Below are 20,439 nucleotides of genomic sequence, written 5' to 3' on the forward strand. Positions count from 1 at the left end.
CGTCAGCGCGGCGCGAGACGCGCGACGATGCCGCCGAGTTCGAACACCGCGCCCGCCGCATCCTGCGTCAGCGCGAGCGCGATGCCGCCGACCTGCCGCGCATCGGCATGCGCGTCGAGCGCGGTGCGGAGGCGCTCGCCGCTGGCGACGCGCGCCTGCTCGGCGATGAAGGCCGGCACGCGCTCGACGAAGGCGGCGAAACGAGCGGCGGCGCCCTTCCCCGCCAGCGCCTTGGCCAGCCGTCCGCGCGCCGCATTGTCGCGGTCGCCCGAGGCGGCGATCGTCTCGAGCTCGCGTTCGATCGCTGCCATGTCGAGCCCGGCAAAGGCGAGCGCGCGGCCGGGCGAGCCAGCACCGGCGCGGACCAGCGCGGCGATTTCAGGCTCCGCCAGTTCCGGATCGGCATTGCGCAGCGCACGCGCGACGTCGCCGTCCTCCAGCGCCGAAAAGCGCAGCAGTCGGCAGCGCGAGCGGATCGTCGGGAGCAGACGGCCCGGCGCATGGCTGACCAGGAGGAAGATCGTGCCCGTGGGCGGCTCCTCCAGGTTCTTGAGGAGCGCATTGGCGCCGGCCCGCTCCAGATCGTCGATCGCGTCGATGACGATCACCCGCCGCTCGGACAAAGCGGGCTTGGTCGCGAACATCGGTTGGAGCGTGCGGACCTGATCGATGGCGATGCTGCGCTTCAGCCCCTCGTCGGGCTTCGCGGCATCCTTCGGCAGGCGGACGAGCTCGCGATAGTCCGGATGCGCTCCGCTCGCGAGCAGGCGGGCGATGCGGTGGTCTGGCGGCAACGGACCCGCAAGAGGCACCGAAGGGTCGATCGCGCGGCCGAGCAGCACCGCCGCCGCCGCCCGCGCGAACAAGCCCTTCCCCACTCCTTCCGGTCCCGCGATCAGCCAAGCGTGGTGGATCGAGCCGCCCGCGACCGCGGCGGCAAAAGCGGCGCGCGCGGTCTCGTTGCCGATCGGCGACGTCATGGCAGCAGGTCGGCGAGCGCCTCGATCAAGGCGGCAGTCACCGTCTGCGGCGCGGCGCTGGCATCGATCCGGCGCACGCGCTCGGGCTCGGCGGCAGCGATCGAGTCGAAGGCGGCGGCAACCGCGGCGTGGAAGCCCGTTCCGCGCGTCTCGAACCGGTCATTGGCGGCCGGATCGCGCCCCGCCGCTCGCGCGGCGCCCTCGTCAGGGGGCAGGTCGAGCAGGAAGGTGCGATCGGGCATCAGCCCGCGCGAGCCGAAGCCGTGCAGCGCCAGGATCGCCGCATCGTCGATCCCCTGCGCACCCTGATAGGCACGAGTCGAATCGACATAGCGATCGCAGATCACCCAATGGCCGGCGCCGATCGCCGGACGAATGTGCTTCTCGACATGATCGGCGCGGGCGGCGGCGAACAGCAAGGTTTCGGCGTGTGGGCTCCAACGGGCGATGTCGCCCTGCATCAGCAGGCTGCGGATCGCCTCCGCCCCCTCGCTGCCACCGGGCTCGCGCGTGACGAGAACGTGGAAGCCGCATGCCTCCAGGGCCTCGCCCAGCGCGCGCGCCTGCGTCGACTTGCCCGCGCCCTCGCCGCCTTCCAGCGTGATGAACCGACCCGGCGTCAAGCGCCGAACAGCCCCATCAGCCCGGCCCAGACGCGGCCGAAGAAGCCCGCCTCGCCCACCTCGCTCTCCGCGACGAGCGGCAGGCGCTGCTCACCCACGTCCGCGCTGGTGATGACGAGGTCGGCGATATGCTGGCCCTGCTTGATCGGCGCCTTGACCGGTCCCTGATAGACGACCTTGGCGGTCATCGCCGCCGACGTGCCGGCGGGCACCGTGACGTTGAGGTCGCGCGGCGCGACCAGGCCGACGGTCGAGGCGTCGCCGAGCTGGACGTCGGCGGTCTCGACGCGCTTGCCCTGCTTGACGACGGGCTTGGCCTTCCACGCGTTGAAGCCCCATTCCATCAGGCGGACGGACTCGCTGATGCGCTGGTTGAAGCTGTTGAGCCCGGCGACGACCATCACCAGGCGGCGGCCATTCTGCTCGGCGGAGCCGGTGAAGCCATAGCCGGCTTCTTCGGTATGGCCAGTCTTCAGGCCATCGGCGCCGTTGACGCGGCCGAGAAGCGGGTCGCGATTGGCCTGGGTGATGGCGTTGCCGCCCATCGTCTGACCCCAGGTGAAGTCGCGGCGGCTGTAGAACTTCTTGTAGAGGTCGGGATAGTTTTCAATCGTCGCCCGGGCGAGCTGCGCAAGGTCACGCGCGGTCACATAGGTCCGCCCCTCGTCCGGCCAGCCGTTGGACGTGCCGAATTGGCTGTTCTTGAGCCCGATTGACTTGGCGCGCTGGTTCATCAGGTTGACGAACGCTTCCTCGGTCCCCGCCAGCCCTTCGGCCAGCACGACGCAGGCGTCGTTGCCGGAGAGGACGACGACGCCATAGAGCAGGTTCTCGACGCTGACCTGCTCGCCGGGCGACAGGAACATCGTCGAGCCCGCCTGGGGTCCATGCCACCGCTTCCACGTCTCCGGCCGGACGGTGATCTTCTGGTCGAGCTTCACCTCGCCCTTCTTGATCATGTCGAAGATGACATAGGTGGTCATCATCTTCGCCATCGATGCCGGTGGCATCCGGCGGTCGGCATCCTTGGCGAACAGCACCGCGCCCGAGGACAGATCCTCGATGAACGCGACCGGCGCGGGCGTGTCGAAGGGCGGGCGCTGGGCCGCGGCAGGCGCAGCGATCGCGAGGACGAGGGGCGAGAGGGCAAGCAGGCGGTTCATCGGTCGGTCGGTACCCGGTGGCTTGAGGAAGATCAGGGAATCTGGACGAGTGCGGCGCCGCCATGGCCGCGGCGGGCAAGGTCGGTCCGTGCGCGATCGGCGGCATTGCGGTCGGCAAAGGGGCCGAGCTGGACGCGGTAGAGGCCGCCGCCTTCACGCACGCGGCCGCCGAGCTGGCCGGCAAGCTTGCGCGCATTGGCGGCGTTGGAGAGCGCGGCGACCTGAACGCCCCAACCGCGCGCCGGCGCGGTCTGAGGCTTGGGCTGGACGGCAACCTGCTTTTCGGGCGGATCGATCGGGCGCTGGGCCGGTCGACGGACCGACTGCGTGGAGGCCTGGCCCGCGGCCGCCGGTACGGCCATCGGAGCGCCTCGCGCAGGGCGCGGCTTCGCCGCGGCGGTCGGTGACGGCGCCGATCGCGAAACCGCGGGCGCAGCGCGTGAGGGCAGTTCCTTGCGCAGGCCGACGAGCAGCACGGCGGGCGCATCGAGCCGCGCACTTGCCGGCTGTCCGGCGCGAAGGGCGGCGATCTCCGGCGGCGACGGGCGCCCCGCGCGGACGCGGACAGGCGCATCGGCGCTGGCGATGCCGAGCTGCTGCATCGCGATGGCCGATAGGGCGACGACTTCGCCGGCGCGGGGCTGCATCCCCTCCGTCACCGCGAACAAAGCGGTCTTGCCCGTGTCGAGTGCGGTTACTTCCACGAAGCTGCCCGGCGGCAGGGTTGCGTGGGCGACGCCTGCGGGCGCCTCGATCGAGCCGGCATAGCCGACCGCGTCATAGCGCTCACCCTCGTTGGAAGAGGCGCGCGGCCCCTCGCCCGTCGGCGGCGCGTCCTGCGCCGGCGTCGCGGCGGCGAGTGTCAGGGCGATCAGCTCAGCGGGCGACGGCATCGGCGAGCAATCCCACGGAAAGCGCGTAGAAATTAGAGCAGTTATAGTCGAGGATCACGCGGTAGTTCCCCGTCAGCAGATAGGCGGTGCGGCCCGGCCCGTCGGGCTCGATCAGCGTCGCGAGCACGTCGTCGGCCGGCCGGCGTCCCGATTGTGGCACCATGCCCAGCGAGCGCCATTCTCGCATCGTCCGCCACTGGCTGTGCCGCTCGAACACGCGCGGGCAGCGCGGCGAGATCGTGCGCGTCGTCATCCCCGCACGGTTGAAGCCGCCCGGCACATTGACCGCGACGCCCCAGGGCTGGCCCGCTCGCCACCCGGCATTGACGAAGTAGTTGGCGATCGAGGCGAGCGCGTCGGCCTCGCTCGTCCAGATGTCGGCGCGCCCGTCGCCATCGCCGTCGCGCGCCAGCCGCAGGTAGATCGACGGCAGGAACTGCGGATAGCCGGTCGCCCCCGCCCAGCTTCCCTTCAGCCGCTCACGCGGGATGCCGCGGTCCATCATCTTGAGAAGCGCGATGAATTCGCCCTCGAACAGCGCCCGGCGGCGGCCCTCATAGGCGAGCGTCGCCAGCGAGCGGGCAAGGTCGAAGTCGCCGGTATAGGCGCCGTAATTGGTCTCGTGGCCCCAGATCGCGACCATGATCGATTCCGGGACGCCGGTCTCCGCCTCGATCCGCGACAGGCGCGAACGGTTGGCGGCATAGGCGCGCTGGCCGCGGCCGATCCGGGCGGCGTCAACATGGCGCGCCTGATAGGGTGCAAAGTTCGGGATGGCGTTGGGATTGTTGCCGCCACCCGGCTGGCCGCGATCAAGCTCGATCACCCGCGGGTTGACGGTCAGCGTCGGCAGCACCGCATCCAGCGTGCGTGCGGTTACGCCCTGTTGCAGCGCGCGACCGCGGACCTGGGACAGATAGGCCTGGAAGCCTGCCTCATCCTGCGCCATCGCGCCGCCCGCGGTGCCGACCAACAGCCACAGCGTCAACAACGCTGCGCCCCATCCACGCTTGAACCCGTACCCCGACATGCACGAAGCTGTGCCACAGTCCCGGCCCGGCCTGAACCCCCCAATCGCGCGGGCTTGCACAAATGCGGCCGGGAGCGCTAACCCGGCGCCCACGTGCGGAGAGGTGGCCGAGTGGTTTAAGGCAGCGGTCTTGAAAACCGCCGTGGGTTCACGCTCACCGTGGGTTCGAATCCCACCCTCTCCGCCACCCTCAGTCGATCAGCGCGTCCGTCATGCGGACCAGGGCGCCGCCGATCCCGCCGAGCGCAAAAGCGGGGCTGAACGCATCGCGTCCGGTGTCGAGGCGCATCGACATGCGCGCGCGCATCGGCGCGCCGGGTTCGCGCGGGCGTTCGTGGGTGTCGGCGCAGAGCTCAGCCGTCGGCCGGTCGCCGGGGAGAAGATCGTCGCTCGACACCTCCGGCGTGATGCGGAACGGACGGGGCTGTGCCGCCTCAGGCGCGATCAGGCGAAAGTCGAGGGCAATGGGGGCAGCCGCTCGTGAGGGCGGCGCCGGCTCTCGCGGCGTGACCGCATCCGTGGTCAGCAACAATGCAATCGCCCATGCCCCAGCCATCGACGTTCCCCGGCATCGCGCGGTCGGCCCGACCGGCAATGTGGCAGGATCATGGCTCAATTATGCGCGATGCGCCAGCGACGAACGAAGCTTGGTCCTGAAAAGCGCTCAGGCCGGCGAACGGCCGCGGTCAGCCGCCCATCAACGCGTCGAATTCGGCTTCGCTGAGGGGTTCGTCGAACTGGCAGCCGGCTTCGTAATCGCGCGACCAGACGATGCGCGTCAGGCGGCGAATGTCGCCCGGCAGGGCCAGCACGATGCTGCTGCCGGCGCGAAGGTCGCCATAGGTCTGAATACGGGCCCCGTGGATCGACAGGTCGGTGACGCGGCACAAGCTGCCATGCATGGCGACGCTCGCCACGCCCGCTTCGATCGAGACGGCGGCTCGCGGTGCGCGGCGGCGGGTCTCGCCGGCGTCGATCGGCGTCAGCTCGGCTGCGATGCGCGTGCGAACGGGGACATGGCTCTCCATGTCCCCGATGCTAGTCTCGCTTGGTAAACGAGGTGTGAAGGCCGCTTACTTGCGGAGCGACAGACCGCCGCCGAAACGCTTGTTGAAGCGGGCGACCTGGCCGCCGGCGTCGAGCAGGCGCTGGTTGCCGCCGGTCCATGCCGGGTGCGCGAGCGGATCGATGTCGAGCAGCATCGTCTCGCCTTCCTTGCCCCAGGTCGAGCGCGTCTCGAACACGGTGCCGTCGGTCATCTGCACCTTGATCATGTGATAGTCGGGGTGGCCGGTCTTCTTCACGTCATATCTCCAGGGATGGCCGCTGGTTTCCGACCAGCAGCGAAGGGCGCGCGCATAGCAGCGCGGCGCCCCGCCTGCAATGCGCTTGGGTCAGCCCGCCTTGGGCGGGTCGGCAATCATCGCGGTGAAGTTGGCGGTCGCCGCCACCGCGCCGTCGATCAGCGCGCGGCCGGCGAACTTGCAGACGCTCGACCGCTTCTGCACGAACTCGACCTCCAGGCTGAGGAGCACGCCGGGCTCGACGGGCTTCCGGAACTTGGCTTCCTCGATCGCCATGAAATAGACGAGCTTGCCCGAACCGGCGAGATCGAGGCTCTCCACCGCGAGCACGCCGGCGGCCTGCGCCACCGCTTCGACGATCAGCACGCCCGGCATGATCGGACGCCCGGGGAAATGCCCCTGGAAGAAGCCTTCGTTGATCGTCACCGCCTTCGTCGCGCGGATCGACCGGTCGAGGACGATTTCCTCGACGCGGTCGACCAGCAGCATCGGATATCGATGCGGCAGCGCGGCCATCACGCGGTTGATGTCGAGCGGGCCGATCGTGCGGCCCGCCCCCTCGCCTTCGCTCACCGGCCGGCTGCGGCCGCGGCCGGAGCGGCAGGCGCCGCCGCGGCCTGCTGACCACCCGGCTGCCAGTTGGCGGGCGGCGTGATGCCGACGCTGGGCACCAGGCGGTTGAGCTCGGTCGTCACGTCGGCGGTGATGTCGGCCGCCGGGCCGGCCTGGACCGTCGCCTCGGGACGGAGCAGCAGCGTCACCTTCTTGCGCGACATCGCGGCATTGACTGCCGCCTCGAGCTGCGCGCCGATCTGCTCGGCGGCATAGGCGCGGGCGCGCTGGACCGGCTGGGTCAGGCGCTGAAGCTCCTGGTTGGCGGTCTGCTCGCGCTGCTGGATGGTGGTCGCCTGGGTCTGCAGCGCGGCCTGGTTGGCGTTCGGGGCCGAACGCGCCTTGTTGAAGGCCTCGACCAACGGGCGAAGCTCGTTCTGGATCGCGGTCTGGCGCGTCTGCGCCTGATCTAGCTGCGCCTTGTAGGTCGTCTGGATCTGCGAGATCGCGGTCTTCCAGGCGTTCGACTGGAGGACGGCGGTCTCGGGATTGGCGACGGCGATGCCGTTGACCTGCGCCAGCGCGGGCGACGCGATCGCGACCGGCGCAAGCGCGGCGGCGAGAAGGAACTTGTTCATTAGAAAGCGGCTCCAACGTTGAAGGTGAGAAGCTTGGGGTCGTCACCATCGACCGAAATCAGGTCCTTGGCGAGATCGATGCGAAGCGGACCGAACGGCGAGTTCCAGTTGACGCCGACGCCGACGGTAATGCGCGGCTTGGGGGTGTCGCCGACGAAGCGCTCGAGGAACGGCGTAATCGTCTGCGTCTGCGCCGCGTTCGGATCGTTGCCGGCGCAGGCGCCGCCGAAGGTGGCGGAGTAGCCGACCGAACACGTCGTCAGGCGCGTGCCGGTGACGCCGTTCTCGGTAAAGCTGTTGAGGTAGAGCTGCTGTCCTGCATCGGTGGTGACCGGACGAACCAGCGGCAGCAGCGAGGGCGAACCGTCGACGTTGAAGACGGGGTTGCCGCTCGAGTCGGTCGCCTGCGTAAAGGTCGCGGTCGGCAACGGACGGGTGATGCTGAACAGCGAACCCGCCTGGACATAGATCGACGGACGGAGGCCGAGCTCCTGAGCGCCCGAACCGAGCGGGATCTCGAGCTCGGCGCGGCCGAGATAATAGGCCTTGGCGCCCAGCGGATCGTCCACGATCGACTGGCGATCGGTCTGGAGGATCGTATTGCCGTTCTCGTCCTGCGTGTACGGCACGCGCAGCACGCGTGGGCCAACGCCGCGGATGTCGAAGCCGCGGAACTGCGGCTCACCCAGATAGAAGCGATCGACGATGCGGACCGCATCGATGCCCGGACCCGGCGAGTCCTCCAGGCTCCTGATATAGCCGCCTTGGCCGTTCAGCGAGAAGATGAACCCGCCGCCCAGGCCCCAGAACTTCGAGCCTTCGACCGTGCCGCGCAGGTAGCGGACGTCGCCGCCGACGCCGGCGAAGTCGAGGCGTCCGACCAGTCGCTGACCGCGCGTCGGCCGCAGGCGGCTGTTGAGGCTGTCATAGACGAGGCTGACGCCGATGCGCGAGGTCAGGCGGTTGCCGATCTGCTCGCACAAATAGCGGCCGGCACGCAGCGGATCGCACGAACCGTTGGTGTAGTAGAGCGACTCGTCGAGCGTGACGTTGTCCTGCGACAGCTGATAGTTGCCCGACAGCGACCAATACTCGGTCAGCGGCACGCCCGCGACGATCTGAAAACCGGTCGAGGTCTGGCTGAAGGTCGTATTGCGGTTGTTGCCGATGAAGTTGAACGCGTTGTAGTCGCGGCGGAAGATCGTGCCGCCCAGCGCGATGTTCTTGTCGAACAGATAGGGCTCGGTGAAGCCCAGCTCGATGGACTTCGAATAGCTTGAATAATTGGCTTGAAGGCGCAGGTCTTGACCCTTGCCGCGGAAGTTGCGCTGGCGGATCGAGCCCTGGAGGATGAATCGCTCGAGGCTGGAGAAGCCCGCCGACAGCGTGAGCTCGCCGGTCGAGCGCTCCTCGACATTCGCACCGAGCACGACGCGATCGGGTGCGGAGCCTTCCTTCTCCTCGATCTCGAACTTGTCCTGGAAGAAGCCGAGCGAGTTGACGCGGTCCTGCGACCGCTTGCGAAGGAAGCTGTTGTACGCGTCGCCCTCGGACAGACGCATCTCGCGGCGGATGACCTCGTCCTGCGTCTGCGTGTTGCCGGTGATCTCGATCCGCTCGACATAGGTGCGCGAGCTTTCGGCGATGTTGAACGTCAGCCCCATCGTCAGGTTTTCGGCGTCGCGCCGATATTCCGGACGCACGTCGGCGAACGCATAGCCGAACAGGCCGGCGGTCTCGGTCAGCGACGTGACCGAGTCCTCGACCTGCTTGGCGTTGAACCAGTTGCCCTTCTTGATCGGCAGCCCGGCGGCGAGCTTGGCGCCGTCGAAGTCGCGGATGCCGCTGTCCACCTCGACATCGCCGAATTTGTAGCGTGGACCTTCCTCGACCACGTAGGTGATGATGAAGTCTTCCTTGTCGGGCGTCAGCTCGGCCACCGCGGAGATCACGCGGAAGTCTGCATACCCTTCGGTCAGGTAGAACTGGCGCAGCTTCTGCTGGTCGTACGCCAGGCGATCCTGGTCGTACGAAGTGTTCGAGCTGAAGAAGCGGAAGAATCGCGCCTGCTTGGTCGCCATCTGCTTGCGCAGCTCGTCATCGTCATACTTCTCGTTGCCGATGATGTTGATCTGGCGGACCTTGGACTTCGGTCCCTCGGTAATCTCGAAGACGACGTCGACGCGGTTCTGGTCGAGGTTGACCTGCTTGGGCTCGACCACCGCGGCGAAGCGGCCCTGGCGGCGATACAGTTCGATGATCCGCGCCACGTCGGCGCGGACCGCAGTGCGCGTGAAGATCTGGCGCGGCTTGAGCTTGATCTCCGGCAGGATCTTGTCGTTCTTCAGCCGCTTGTTGCCCTCGAGCACGATGCGGTTGATGATCGGGTTCTCGACCACGCGCACGATCAGGTCGCCGGTTTCGACGCCTTCGATCTGGACAGTCTGAAGGAGGTCGGAGGCGAGCAGGTCCTTGATCGCCTGGTCGACCGTCTCGTTCGTATAAGGCTGACCGACACGAAGTTTGGTGTAGCTGAGAACCGTATCGGGTTCGATGCGTTGGTTGCCGAGGACGCGCAGCGATTTGATCGTGCGCGCAGGTGCCGCCTGGACCGCGGGCGCGGGGGCCGTCGGTGCCTGCGCGGCGGGCGCAGCGGTCTGCGCCTCGGCCACACCCGCCAGCATCGTGCCGGCAAGCAGCACCGAGCCCAGCGCACCCATCTTGCTCGCCTTGATCGCCGTCACCGTCGTCCCCACCCAAAATGTCCCGAAGAAAGAGTCCCGCATCGGGGCGCCACGCCCCTGCACGAACCGTGTCAGCCGATCAAGCCGGCGAGGCTGCGCCAAAGTCCGAATGCGCCGAGATCATTGATCGTCACGAGGAACATCAGCGCAAGCAGCGCCGCAAGTCCACCGCGGAACGCCCATTCGAGCACCTGCGGGTCGACGGGTCGACGGCGCACCGCCTCGATCGCGTAAAAGAGCAGGTGACCGCCATCAAGCATCGGAACTGGCAAGAGGTTGATGAACCCCAGGTTAATCGAAATGAGCGCGATCAAGCCGATGAACTCGGGCAGGCCCAGGCTGAGCTGCTGGCCGGACACCTGAGCGATGCGCAACGGTCCGCCAAGCTCCTCCACCGAGCGGCGGCCGGTGATGATCTGGCCGATCGTGTCGAGCATCATGCCGACGATCTCGCCGGTGCGCTGGACGCCGACGACCGGCGCTTCGAGAAGGCCGATCGGCTCGCGTACCGGCGCGGCGGGGCCGATGCCCAGGCGCCCGATGCGATAGTCGTTGCCGAAGCGGTCGCGCTCCCGCCGCTCACCGATGGTGACGGGCAGAGTCTGGCCGATGCCGTCCCGCTCGATGCGGATGTCGATCGCTTCGCCGGGCCGCAGCCGCGCGTATCCGGCGATGTCGTCGAAGGTCTCGATGCCGCGGCCACCGATCGTGACGATGCGGTCGCCGCGCTCCAGCCCCGCCGTCGCGGCGGCGCTGCCCGGCTCGATGACGCCGATCACCGGCGGCGTGCGGCTGACGCCATAGGCATAGGCGAAGCCGCCGAGAATCAGGATCGCGAGGAGGAAGTTGATCGCCGGGCCGGCCGCGACGATGATCGCGCGCTGCCACACGGGCTTGGCCTGGAAGGTCTGCGCACGCTCTTCGGCAGGCAGCGACAACCATTCGGCATTGGGCTGGCTCGCGGGGCTCATGTCGCCGGCGAACCGGACATAGCCGCCGAGCGGCAGCCAGCCGAACTTCCACCGGGTGCCGCGACGATCGGTGAAGCCCGCGACCTCGCGCCCGAAGCCGATCGAGAACGCTTCCGCCTTCACCCCGAACCAGCGGCCGGCGAGATAGTGGCCCAGCTCGTGCACGAACACGAGCGGGCCGATCATCGCAACGAAGGCGATCGCCGTGAAGAACACACCCGGGTTTTCGATCAAGCGACGCGATCCTCTACCCGCTCGGCCGCGAAACGCCGCGCCTCGCCGTCCACCGCCAGCACCCCATCGACATCGCCGGGTGCGGGCGGATCGTACCGTTCCAGCGTATCCGCGACGATTGCGGCAATTTCGAGGAAGCCGCAGCGCCGCTTGAGGAAGGCCTCGACCGCCACTTCGTTCGCGGCATTGAGGATCGCGGGGCGCGCGCCCCCTGCCCCCAGCGCCTGACGCGCGAGCGCCAGCGCGGGGAAGCGCACGGGATCGGGCGCCTCGAACTCCAGCCGCCCGAGCGCGACCAAATCGAGCGGCGCCATCGGCGTCGCCATGCGGTCGGGCCAGGCCAGCGTGTGCGCGATCGGCACGCGCATGTCGCTGGGCCCGATCTGCGCCAGCATCGATCCGTCGACATATTCGACCAGCGAATGGACGGCGGATTGCGGATGGACGACGATGTCGATCGCTTCCGGATCGACCGGGAACAGCCGCGCCGCCTCGATCAGCTCCAGGCCCTTGTTCATCATCGTCGCGCTGTCGACGCTGATCTTGGCACCCATTGACCAATTGGGGTGGGCGACCGCCTGCTCGGGCGTGACCGACGCCATCCGGTCGCGGGTCCAGCTTCGGAACGGGCCGCCGCTGGCGGTCAGGATCAGCCGCCGGACGCCCGCGGGACGATCGCCGGCGAGGCACTGGAAGATTGCGTTGTGCTCGCTGTCGGCGGGCAGCAGCGTTGCGCCGCTTGCCTGCGCCGCGGCGAGGATGAGCTCGCCGGCGGAGACCAGCGGCTCCTTGTTGGCGATGACGACGGTCCCGCCGCCCTCGATCGCGGCTAGCGTGGGACCGAGCCCCGCACAGCCAACGATCGCGCTCATCGTCCAGTCGGCACCGGCGCGCGCCGCCTCGCAGATCGCCGCCGCGCCGCCGGCCGCCCGCGTCGACGTTCCGGCGAGCGCTGCCTTCAGCGCGGGCAGGCAGCTTTCGTCGGCGACGACCGCGAGCTCGGCGTTGGTGCGGCGCGCCGCGGCGGCAAGCCGTTCGACGTCGCAATTGGCGGTCAGCGCGACGACGCGGAAGCGGTCGGGCTCCCGCTCCACCAGATCGAGCGTCGAGGTGCCGATCGATCCGGTCGCGCCGAGGATCGTGACCGTCCTCACGCCGCCGCTCCCACCGCGAGTACCAGCAGCGCGGCGAGCGGCGCCACCGGCACGATACCGTCGAGCCGGTCGAGCATGCCGCCATGGCCGGGGAGCAGCGTCCCGGAATCCTTGATCCCCGCCCGCCGCTTGAGCCAGCTTTCGTAGAGATCACCGAGCGCCGACACGACCGCGAGTACGGGCGTCGCGGCAGCAAGCCAGGGCGACAGGCCGTTGGCGGCCATGATCCCGCCCAGCACCGCCGCGGCGACGAGCCCGCCGAGAAACCCCGACCATGTCTTGTTGGGGCTGATCGCCGGCGCGAAGCGCGGGCCGCCGACCGATCGACCGACGAAGAAGGCGGCGGTGTCGCACGCCCAGACCAAGCCCATCGCCCAGAGCGACAGGAACAGGCCATCGGGCATCGACCGCAGCAGCAAGAGCGACAAGGCGGGAAGGCCGGAATAGAGGATGCCGCCGGCCAGCGCGCGCCGCCCGGTGATCGCGCCCACGAAGAAGGCCGCGCCGACGACGAGGCCGAATGCGAAGAAGCTCGGCCCGCTGGCTATCGGCGCCATGATCGCGAGCGGTACGGATAACGCGAATTGGCCGATCCGCTTGTCACGCTGACTGGCGCCGAACATGTCCGACCATTCGCTCATCATCAGGAGCGCGCCGACGACGACCACCAGCCAAAAGGCGATGCCGCCCCACCACAGCGCGCAGAACGCGATGGCGAGCAGGCTGAACCCGACGGTCAGCCGCTGGTTGAGGTTCGCCTTTCGCCGCGCCCGTTCGTCCGCAATCACCTGATCTTCAGGGGTCACAGGCCACCAAAGCGTCGCTGCCGCCGCGAAAAGGTGTCGAGCGCGTCGGCGAGCGTCGTCTCGTTGAAGTCGGGCCAGAGCGTGTCGACGAACAGCAGCTCGGCATAGGCCGCCTGCCAAAGAAGGAAGTTCGACAGCCGCTGCTCCCCCGACGTGCGGATCAACAGGTCGAGCGGCGGCAGGTCGCGCGTCGTCAGCTCGCCCTCGATCCGCGCCTCGTCGATCTCGGCCGGGTCGATCGTCCCGTCCCGCGCGGCGGCGGCGAGGCGGCGGGCGGCGGCGGCGATCTCCGCCTGCGCGCCGTAATTGAGTGCGATCACCAACGTAGGGCCGGTATTCCGCGCGGTCCGTGCGATCGCATCGTCGATCATCGCGACCAGGTCACGCGACAGCACCTGATAGTCGCCGATCACGCTCAGCCGGACATTGTCGGCGACCAGCGTCGCGATCTCGGCGCGGAGGAAATGACGCAGCAGCCCCATCAGGTCCTGCACTTCCTCGGCCGGGCGGCGCCAATTCTCCGAGGAAAAGGCGTAGAGCGTCAGCACCTCAAGCCCCAGGTCGCGCGCAGCGCGGGTAACGCGGCGCACCGCCTCCACCCCCTGCTTGTGACCAGCCGCGCGCGGCAGGCGCCGGGCCTTTGCCCAGCGCCCATTGCCGTCCATGATGATCGCCACATGCCGCGGGCGGGCGCCGGCAAGCGCCGCGGGATCGATCTGCGTCGCCATCAGCGCGCCCCCCGGGCGCCATGCGCAGCCGCGGAACTCACTTGCCGAGGATTTCCTTTTCCTTGGCAGCGGCGGCGGCATCGAGGTCGGCGATCGTCGCGTCGGTGAGCTTCTGCACCTCGGTCTCGTGGCGCTTGCGCTCGTCTTCCGAATAGACGCCCTTCTTCTCGTCGGTCTTGAGCGCGTCCATGCCGTCGCGGCGGACGTTGCGGACGGCGATGCGCGCCTTCTCCGCATATTGCCCGGCCAGCTTGGCGAGCTCCTTGCGGCGCTCCTCGGTCAGGTCGGGGATCGGCAGGCGCAGCGTGTTGCCGTCGTTGATCGGGTTGAGGCCCAGCCCGGCCGAGCGGATCGCCTTTTCGACGGGGCCGACGTTCGACTTGTCCCAAACCTGCACGGAGATCATGCGCGGCTCGGGCACCGAAACGGTTGCGACCTGCACCAGCGGCATGTGCGCGCCGTACACCTCGACCGTCACCGGATCGAGCAGCGAGGTGGAGGCGCGGCCGGTGCGCAGACCGCCCAGGTCGCCCTTCAGCGATTCGACGGCGCCCGCCATGCGGCGCTCGAGATCGGCCTTGTCATATGCGGCCATGGCGGCTCTCCCTTATGCTTGTGGCTTGCGGACGATGGTGGCGGTGCCCTGACCGCCGACCACGGCGGCAAGGTTGCCCTCGTCACGAATGCTGAAGACGACGATGGGGATGTCGCTGTCGCGGCACAGCGCCACAGCGCTGGCGTCCATCACCTTGAGATTGTCGGCGAGCACGCGGTCGTAGCTGAGCTCGTCATAGCGTTTGGCGGTCGGCACCTTCTTGGGATCGGCGTCATAGACGCCGTCGACGCTGGTGCCCTTGAACAGCGCGTCGCAGCCCATTTCGGCCGCACGCAGCGCCGCGGTGGTATCGGTCGTGAAGAACGGGAGGCCGGTGCCCGCGGCGAACAGGACGACACGGCCCTTTTCCATGTGCCGCTGTGCGCGGCGGCGGACATAGGGCTCGCAGACGCTGGCCATCGGGATCGCCGACTGGACACGGGTGTCGACGCCCGCCTTCTCCAGCGCGTTCTGCATGGCGAGCGCGTTCATCACCGTCGCCAGCATGCCCATGTAATCGGCCGAGGCGCGGTCGAAGCCCTGCGCGGCGCCTGCCAGCCCGCGGAAAATATTGCCGCCGCCTACCACCATGCAAAGCTCGAGCCCGGTGTCGACGATCGCCTTCACTTCCTGGGCGACGCGGTCACAGGTTTCGGGATCGATGCCGTACTGCCCCTGGCCCATCAGGACCTCGCCCGACAGCTTGAGGAGAATGCGCTTGAAGGTGGGGCGGCTCATGAATCCCGTTCGATCTCGAGGGGGCAGCAAAACGGCGCGGACCTTAGAAGGCCCGCGCCGCGATGCCAACTGATTAGCCCCCTGCCCGCTCGGGGCAAGGGGCGCAAGGCGTCAGTTCTTGCCGATGCCCGCGGTGGCGGCGACTTCGGCGGCGAAGTCGCTCTCTTCCTTCTCGATGCCCTCACCGAGTTGGAAGCGGACATAGTCGATCAGCTTGATCGACGCGCCGGCGTCCTTGGCGGCCTTGGCGATGACGTCGCCGACCGGGGTCTTGCCGTCCATCACGAACGCCTGGGTGAGGAGTGCGTTCTCCTTCTTGAACTTCTCGATCGGCCCGTTGAGGATCTTCTGGGCGACCTCGTCGGACTTGCCGACGATCTTCTCGGCGTTCTTCTCGCGAAGGATCGCGGCCTCACGCTCGACGACTTCGGAATCGAGGTCGTCGGCGGTCAGCGCCAGCGGGAAGGCGGCCGCGACATGCATCGCGATCTGCTTGCCCAGCGGCTCGAGCACGTCGACGCCAGCATCCGATTCGAGCGCGACGAGCACGCCGATCTTGCCGAGGCCGGGGGCCGCCGCGTTGTGGACGTACGGGATCACCGCGCCCTGCGACACCGACACCGCCTTCGCGCGGCGAAGCACCTGGTTCTCGCCGATGGTCGAGATGTTGTTGGTCAGCACCTCCTCGACGGTCCCGCCGGCCGGCATCTGCGCGGCCTTGAGCGCGTCGATGTCGTCACCCTGCTCCAGCGCGAGCGCGGTCACGTTGCGGACGAAATCCTGGAAGATCTCGTTCTTGGCGACGAAGTCGGTCTGCGAGTTCACCTCGACCGCAACGCCCTTGGTGCCGGCGACGGCGACGCCGACCAGGCCCTCGGCCGCGGTGCGGCTCGACTTCTTGGCGGCGGCGGCAAGGCCCTTGGTGCGCAGCCAGTCGACGGCGGCTTCCATGTCGCCCGCGTTCTCCGCCAGCGCCTTCTTGCAATCCATCATGCCGGCGCCCGAACGCTCACGCAGTTCCTTGACGGCGGCAGCCGTGATCTCGGCCATGTCGATTTCCTTCTTAAAATGCGGGCGGGGTCAGCGCGTCGTGCCCTGCCCCGCCCGAATGACAGATCGGTGACGCGCGGGCGTGCCGCGCGTCATATCAGGCGATCAGGCCTGCGCGGGCTCCGCGGCCGGCGCTTCCTCGGTCAGCGCGGGCTCGACCGGCGGCTCGGCCATCGCGCCGAAGTCCTGGGTCTGCATGGCCGCCTGGTTGTTGCCGCGGGTCGCGGCGATCGCCATCGCCTCGCAGTAAAGACGGATCGCGCGGCTCGCGTCGTCGTTCGCGGGCACCGGGAAGGCGATGCCGTCGGGCGAAACGTTCGAGTCGAGGATCGCGACGACCGGGATGCCAAGCGTGTTGGCTTCCTTGATCGCCAGCTCTTCCTTGTTGGCATCGATCACGAACATGATGTCGGGAATGCCGCCCAGGTCGCGGATGCCACCCAGCGACAGCTCGAGCTTGTCGCGCTCACGCGTCAGGTTGAGCACTTCCTTCTTGGTGAGGCCGTGCGTGTCGCCCGACAGCTGCTCCTCGAGCGTCTTGAGGCGCTTGATCGAGCCCGAGATCGTCTTCCAGTTGGTGAGCATGCCGCCCAGCCAGCGGTGATTGACGAAGTGCTGACCCGAACGGCGCGCCGACTCGGCGACCGCTTCCTGCGCCTGGCGCTTGGTGCCGACGAACAGCACCTTGCCGCCGCCGGCGACGGTCGACGACACGAATTCGAGCGCGCGCGCGAACAGCGGCACGGTCTGGCTGAGGTCGAGGATGTGGACGCCGTTGCGCTCGCCAAAGATGTAGGGCTTCATCTTCGGGTTCCAGCGATGCGTCTGGTGGCCGAAGTGCGCGCCAGAATCGAGCAGCTGGTGCATGGTGACGACAGGTGCCGCCATAGGGATATCTCCTTCCGGTTGAGCCTCTGGGAAGCGAGCGACCCGCCACACACCTGAAAGGCGGCCTCGGGCACCGGGTTATATGCTTCCCATGCGGGTTGAGCGGGCGCCTTTATCCGAACGCGCGATCAAGATCAATGCTTGACAGCGCGAACACAAGTGGAACATACCATGTCCGCAACAGGATCATGGAACCCGCCGGTCGCAAATCTGTTGATAACTAACAGTTTGTTAACATGCCGGCGTATCGGGAGTTCGAAGGGTGGCTGCTTTCCTCGCAATCGTGCTGTTTGCTGTCGCGGCCGTGGTCGCCATGGGCGTGATCGTGCTGACCGTGGCGCCGTACCGCGCCCGGATCCTCTGCCTGCTGACGCATGGTACGCAGACGCGGCTGGCAACGCTGCCGCCGCTGCCCGGTCGCCGGGCGGGACGCCCTATGCCTCGGCTGACGGCGTCGCCGGCGCACCTGCGCGCAGCCGCCTGACCCTTGCATAGCTGAGGATGCTGAACGGGATCGTCGCGACGTAGGCGACACAGATCACGCTCAGCGTCTGCCAGGGTGCGGAGACGATCGCGGCGGCCAGGATCACGACCACCGCCAGCGCCTCGAACCGGACCCGCCGCCGCAGCCGCATCGACGACCAGGAAAAGGTCGCCAGGCTCGACACCATCAGGAACGCGACGAACGCGACCCAGGGCGCGACCAGCCAGGGCGAGGCAAAGATTGCCTCCCCGCTCCAGAACCACAGATACATCGGCAACATGGCCAGGCCCGCGCCGGCTGGGGCGGGAACGCCCGTCAGGAAGCCGGCCGACTTGTGCGGCTGTTCCGCCACGTCGATGTTCGCATTGAACCGCGCGAGACGAAGCGCGCAGAACACCGCGTAGACGAGCGCCGCCAGCCAGCCGATCCGCGGAATGCCCATGAGCGACCAGAGATAGAGGATCAGCGCGGGCGACACGCCGAAGCTGATCGCGTCGGACAGGCTGTCGAGCTCGGCGCCAAACCGGCTCTCGCCGCGAACGAGCCGGGCGATACGCCCGTCGATGCCGTCGAGCGCGCCGGCGAGCAGCACCATCAGCACCGCCCGTTCCCAATCCCCAGCGATGGCGAAGCGAATGCCGGTCAAACCCGAGCACAATGCCAGCGCGGTGACGGCGTTGGGGGCGATGGCGCGAAGCGGAAGGCCGCGGCGCACCCGACGTGGACGAAGCGGCATTACTGCGACACGCCCATCGGCGGCTCGGCACCCAAACGGCCGATGATCGTCTCGCCCGCGACGCTGCGCTGGCCGAGCGCCACCTGCGGCGCGTAGCCGGCGGGCAGGAACACGTCGACGCGGCTGCCGAAGCGGATCAGGCCGATGCGCTGGCCCGCGACGATCATGTCGCCCGGCTTCACGAAGGCGAGGATGCGGCGCGCGACGAAGCCCGCGATCTGGGTGAAGCCGAAGCGAGTGCCGTCCGGTGCCTCGACGACGATGTGCTGGCGCTCATTCTCGTCCGACGCCTTGTCGAGGTCGGCGTTGACGAACTTGCCCGAGATATAGACGACCTGGCGCACCGTGCCGGTCACCGGCGTGCGATTGATGTGGACGTCGAACACGCTCATGAAGATCGACACGCGCGTAAGCGGCCCCTCGCCCAGCCCCTGCGGGCCGGCGAGCTCGGGTGGTAGCGGAACTTGCTGGATCATCGTGATGAGACCATCGGCGGGCGCGACGATCAGCCCCGGCCCCTGCGGCGTCACGCGAACCGGATCGCGAAAGAACGCCGCGACCCAGATCGTCACGCCGATCAGCGGCCACGTCCAGAACCAACCGCCACCGACGATGTAGGCCAGAGCGGCGATCGCGCCGGCGATCAGGACGTACTTGCGCCCCTCTGGATGAACGGCGGGGAAGCGCCACTTGACCGTGGTGGTGGCGATCGGCGGCTTGTCGAGTGATGGCATCGCCCGGGTCTAACCGTGCCCGCCCTGCGACACAATCAGTTGTGGCAATAGCGCGGCTGCAAAGCCGATGCCCCATGCGGTTGATCCCGCGCGCCGCCGGGCTTAGGGAACGCGGCAATCCCTCCCTCAGGAACAGCGAGACGTTGATGGCGAAGATCAAGGTGAAGACGCCCGTCGTGGAGATCGACGGCGACGAAATGACGCGGATCATCTGGGCTTGGATCCGCGAGCGCCTGATCCTCCCCTATCTCGACATCGACCTCGAATATTACGACCTCGCCGTCGAGAAGCGCGACGAGACCGACGACCAGATCACCGTCGACTCGGCCAAGGCGATCCAGAAATACGGCGTCGGCGTGAAGTGCGCGACGATCACCCCCGATGAGCAGCGCGTTGAGGAATTCAGCCTCAAGAAGATGTGGAAGTCGCCCAACGGCACGATCCGCAACATCCTGGGCGGTGTCGTCTTCCGCGAGCCGATCGTCATCAAGAACGTCCCCCGCCTCGTTCCCGGCTGGACCCACCCGATCGTCGTCGGCCGCCACGCGTTCGGCGACCAGTATCGCGCGACCGACTACAAGGTGCCCGGCCCGGGCAAGCTGCGCCTCGTCTTCGAAGGCGACGACGGCACGGTAATCGACGAGGAGGTGTTCCGCTTCCCCTCGTCCGGCGTCGCGATGGCGATGTACAACCTGGACGATTCGATCCGCGACTTCGCGCGCGCCAGCCTGAACTACGGCCTGGGTCGTCAGTGGCCAGTGTATCTGTCGACCAAGAACACGATCATGAAGGCCTATGACGGGCGCTTCAAGGACATCTTCCAGGAGGTGTTCGAGACCGAGTTCGAGGCGCAGTTCAAGGAAGCGGGCATCGAGTATCAGCACCGCCTGATCGACGACATGGTCGCCTCCGCGCTCAAGTGGCACGGCGAGTTCGTTTGGGCGTGCAAGAACTATGACGGCGACGTCCAGTCCGACACGGTCGCCCAGGGCTTCGGCTCGCTCGGCCTGATGACCTCGGTGCTGATGACGCCGGACGGTAAGACGATCGAGGCGGAAGCCGCGCACGGCACCGTCACGCGCCACTATCGCCAGCACCAGCAGGGCAAGGCGACGTCGACCAACCCGATCGCGTCGATCTTCGCCTGGACCGGCGGCCTCAAATATCGCGGCAAGTTCGACGGCACGCCCGACGTGACCCGCTTCGCCGAGACGCTGGAGCGCGTCTGCGTCGAGACGGTCGAGAACGGCGCGATGACCAAGGATCTCGCGATCCTGATCGGTCCCGACCAGCCCTGGATGACGACCGAGCAGTTCTTCGAGGCGATCCGCGTCAACCTCGAAACCGCGATGGGCGAGTGGAAGTAAGCTTCCGCCGCTGACGCCATGAAGGGG

22 protein-coding genes and 1 tRNA gene are annotated in these 20,439 nt (G+C 68.1%); 2 read left to right on the forward strand and 21 right to left on the reverse strand.

The window, feature by feature from the left end:
* Window positions 1-2: 2 nt before the first annotated feature.
* From RS883_RS10305 to RS883_RS10325, 5 genes are read right to left on the reverse strand one after another with little or no spacing between them, the layout of a single operon-like run.
* Window positions 3-980, reverse strand: coding sequence for an AAA family ATPase (locus tag RS883_RS10305; RefSeq protein WP_315760117.1), 978 nt, complete (start codon window positions 978-980; stop codon window positions 3-5).
* Complete coding sequence (gene tmk, locus RS883_RS10310) at window positions 977-1,603, reverse strand: dTMP kinase (protein WP_315760118.1); 627 nt, start codon at window positions 1,601-1,603, stop codon at window positions 977-979. The genes RS883_RS10305 and tmk overlap by 4 nt, the downstream gene beginning before the upstream one ends.
* A complete protein-coding gene (locus tag RS883_RS10315) occupies window positions 1,600-2,766 on the reverse strand; it encodes a D-alanyl-D-alanine carboxypeptidase family protein (protein WP_315760119.1) in 1,167 nt (388 codons plus the stop codon). Before RS883_RS10315 ends, tmk begins: the two co-directional genes overlap by 4 nt.
* Before the next feature lie 32 nt (window positions 2,767-2,798).
* Complete coding sequence (locus RS883_RS10320; RefSeq protein ID WP_315760120.1) at window positions 2,799-3,659, reverse strand: SPOR domain-containing protein; 861 nt, start codon at window positions 3,657-3,659, stop codon at window positions 2,799-2,801.
* Entirely contained in the window at window positions 3,643-4,608 is a 966-nt protein-coding gene (locus RS883_RS10325) for a lytic murein transglycosylase (protein WP_315765065.1), read from the reverse strand. The genes RS883_RS10320 and RS883_RS10325 overlap by 17 nt, the downstream gene beginning before the upstream one ends.
* A 178-nt stretch (window positions 4,609-4,786) precedes the next feature.
* Between RS883_RS10325 and RS883_RS10330 the strand changes: the two genes are divergently transcribed.
* A tRNA-Ser gene (locus tag RS883_RS10330) sits at window positions 4,787-4,876 on the forward strand.
* Window positions 4,877-4,879: 3 nt separating this feature from the next.
* On the opposite strand, the gene RS883_RS10335 is transcribed toward RS883_RS10330, so the two are convergent.
* The 16 genes from RS883_RS10335 to RS883_RS10410 form a co-directional block, all read right to left on the reverse strand.
* Window positions 4,880-5,245, reverse strand: coding sequence for a hypothetical protein (locus RS883_RS10335; RefSeq protein ID WP_315760121.1), 366 nt, complete (start codon window positions 5,243-5,245; stop codon window positions 4,880-4,882).
* Window positions 5,246-5,375: 130 nt separating this feature from the next.
* The gene (locus RS883_RS10340) at window positions 5,376-5,717 is read right to left on the reverse strand and encodes a PilZ domain-containing protein (protein ID WP_315760122.1); all 342 of its coding nucleotides are present in this window, start codon (window positions 5,715-5,717) and stop codon (window positions 5,376-5,378) included.
* Between the two features lie 45 nt (window positions 5,718-5,762).
* Entirely contained in the window at window positions 5,763-5,993 is a 231-nt protein-coding gene (rpmE, locus tag RS883_RS10345) for a 50S ribosomal protein L31 (protein ID WP_315760123.1), read from the reverse strand.
* 90 nt (window positions 5,994-6,083) lie between these two features.
* Window positions 6,084-6,509 (reverse strand): 3-hydroxyacyl-ACP dehydratase FabZ, encoded by a 426-nt coding sequence (gene fabZ / locus RS883_RS10350; RefSeq protein WP_409977414.1) that lies wholly within the window; start codon window positions 6,507-6,509, stop codon window positions 6,084-6,086.
* Between the two features lie 53 nt (window positions 6,510-6,562).
* Window positions 6,563-7,183: an OmpH family outer membrane protein gene (locus RS883_RS10355; protein ID WP_315760125.1), complete on the reverse strand. Its 621-nt coding sequence runs from the start codon at window positions 7,181-7,183 to the stop codon at window positions 6,563-6,565.
* Window positions 7,183-9,903, reverse strand: a complete 2,721-nt coding sequence (gene bamA / locus RS883_RS10360; RefSeq protein WP_315765066.1) for an outer membrane protein assembly factor BamA — start codon at window positions 9,901-9,903, stop codon at window positions 7,183-7,185. Before bamA ends, RS883_RS10355 begins: the two co-directional genes overlap by 1 nt.
* A gap of 95 nt (window positions 9,904-9,998) precedes the next feature.
* Complete coding sequence (rseP, locus tag RS883_RS10365) at window positions 9,999-11,132, reverse strand: RIP metalloprotease RseP (RefSeq protein WP_315760126.1); 1,134 nt, start codon at window positions 11,130-11,132, stop codon at window positions 9,999-10,001.
* Window positions 11,129-12,286: a 1-deoxy-D-xylulose-5-phosphate reductoisomerase gene (locus tag RS883_RS10370; RefSeq protein WP_315760127.1), complete on the reverse strand. Its 1,158-nt coding sequence runs from the start codon at window positions 12,284-12,286 to the stop codon at window positions 11,129-11,131. Before RS883_RS10370 ends, rseP begins: the two co-directional genes overlap by 4 nt.
* Entirely contained in the window at window positions 12,283-13,092 is an 810-nt protein-coding gene (locus RS883_RS10375) for a phosphatidate cytidylyltransferase (protein WP_315760128.1), read from the reverse strand. The genes RS883_RS10370 and RS883_RS10375 overlap by 4 nt, the downstream gene beginning before the upstream one ends.
* Complete coding sequence (locus RS883_RS10380) at window positions 13,089-13,820, reverse strand: isoprenyl transferase (protein WP_315760129.1); 732 nt, start codon at window positions 13,818-13,820, stop codon at window positions 13,089-13,091. The genes RS883_RS10375 and RS883_RS10380 overlap by 4 nt, the downstream gene beginning before the upstream one ends.
* 37 nt (window positions 13,821-13,857) lie before the next feature.
* Window positions 13,858-14,415, reverse strand: coding sequence for a ribosome recycling factor (gene frr / locus RS883_RS10385; RefSeq protein WP_315760130.1), 558 nt, complete (start codon window positions 14,413-14,415; stop codon window positions 13,858-13,860).
* Between the two features lie 12 nt (window positions 14,416-14,427).
* A complete protein-coding gene (gene pyrH / locus RS883_RS10390; RefSeq protein WP_315760131.1) occupies window positions 14,428-15,153 on the reverse strand; it encodes a UMP kinase in 726 nt (241 codons plus the stop codon).
* A gap of 111 nt (window positions 15,154-15,264) precedes the next feature.
* Window positions 15,265-16,203, reverse strand: a complete 939-nt coding sequence (gene tsf / locus RS883_RS10395) for a translation elongation factor Ts (protein WP_315760132.1) — start codon at window positions 16,201-16,203, stop codon at window positions 15,265-15,267.
* A gap of 105 nt (window positions 16,204-16,308) precedes the next feature.
* The gene (gene rpsB, locus RS883_RS10400; RefSeq protein ID WP_315760133.1) at window positions 16,309-17,091 is read right to left on the reverse strand and encodes a 30S ribosomal protein S2; all 783 of its coding nucleotides are present in this window, start codon (window positions 17,089-17,091) and stop codon (window positions 16,309-16,311) included.
* A 434-nt stretch (window positions 17,092-17,525) separates the two neighbouring features.
* Window positions 17,526-18,311, reverse strand: a complete 786-nt coding sequence (locus tag RS883_RS10405) for a phosphatidylcholine/phosphatidylserine synthase (RefSeq protein WP_315760134.1) — start codon at window positions 18,309-18,311, stop codon at window positions 17,526-17,528.
* The gene (locus RS883_RS10410; protein ID WP_315760135.1) at window positions 18,311-19,045 is read right to left on the reverse strand and encodes a phosphatidylserine decarboxylase; all 735 of its coding nucleotides are present in this window, start codon (window positions 19,043-19,045) and stop codon (window positions 18,311-18,313) included. Before RS883_RS10410 ends, RS883_RS10405 begins: the two co-directional genes overlap by 1 nt.
* A 146-nt stretch (window positions 19,046-19,191) precedes the next feature.
* Here RS883_RS10410 and RS883_RS10415 point away from each other — a divergent pair, with 146 nt between their 5' ends.
* Window positions 19,192-20,412, forward strand: a complete 1,221-nt coding sequence (locus RS883_RS10415) for an NADP-dependent isocitrate dehydrogenase (RefSeq protein WP_315760136.1) — start codon at window positions 19,192-19,194, stop codon at window positions 20,410-20,412.
* Window positions 20,413-20,439 lie beyond the last annotated feature (27 nt).

Source organism: Sphingomonas sp. Y38-1Y (genome assembly GCF_032391395.1).
Classification (GTDB): domain Bacteria; phylum Pseudomonadota; class Alphaproteobacteria; order Sphingomonadales; family Sphingomonadaceae; genus Sphingomonas.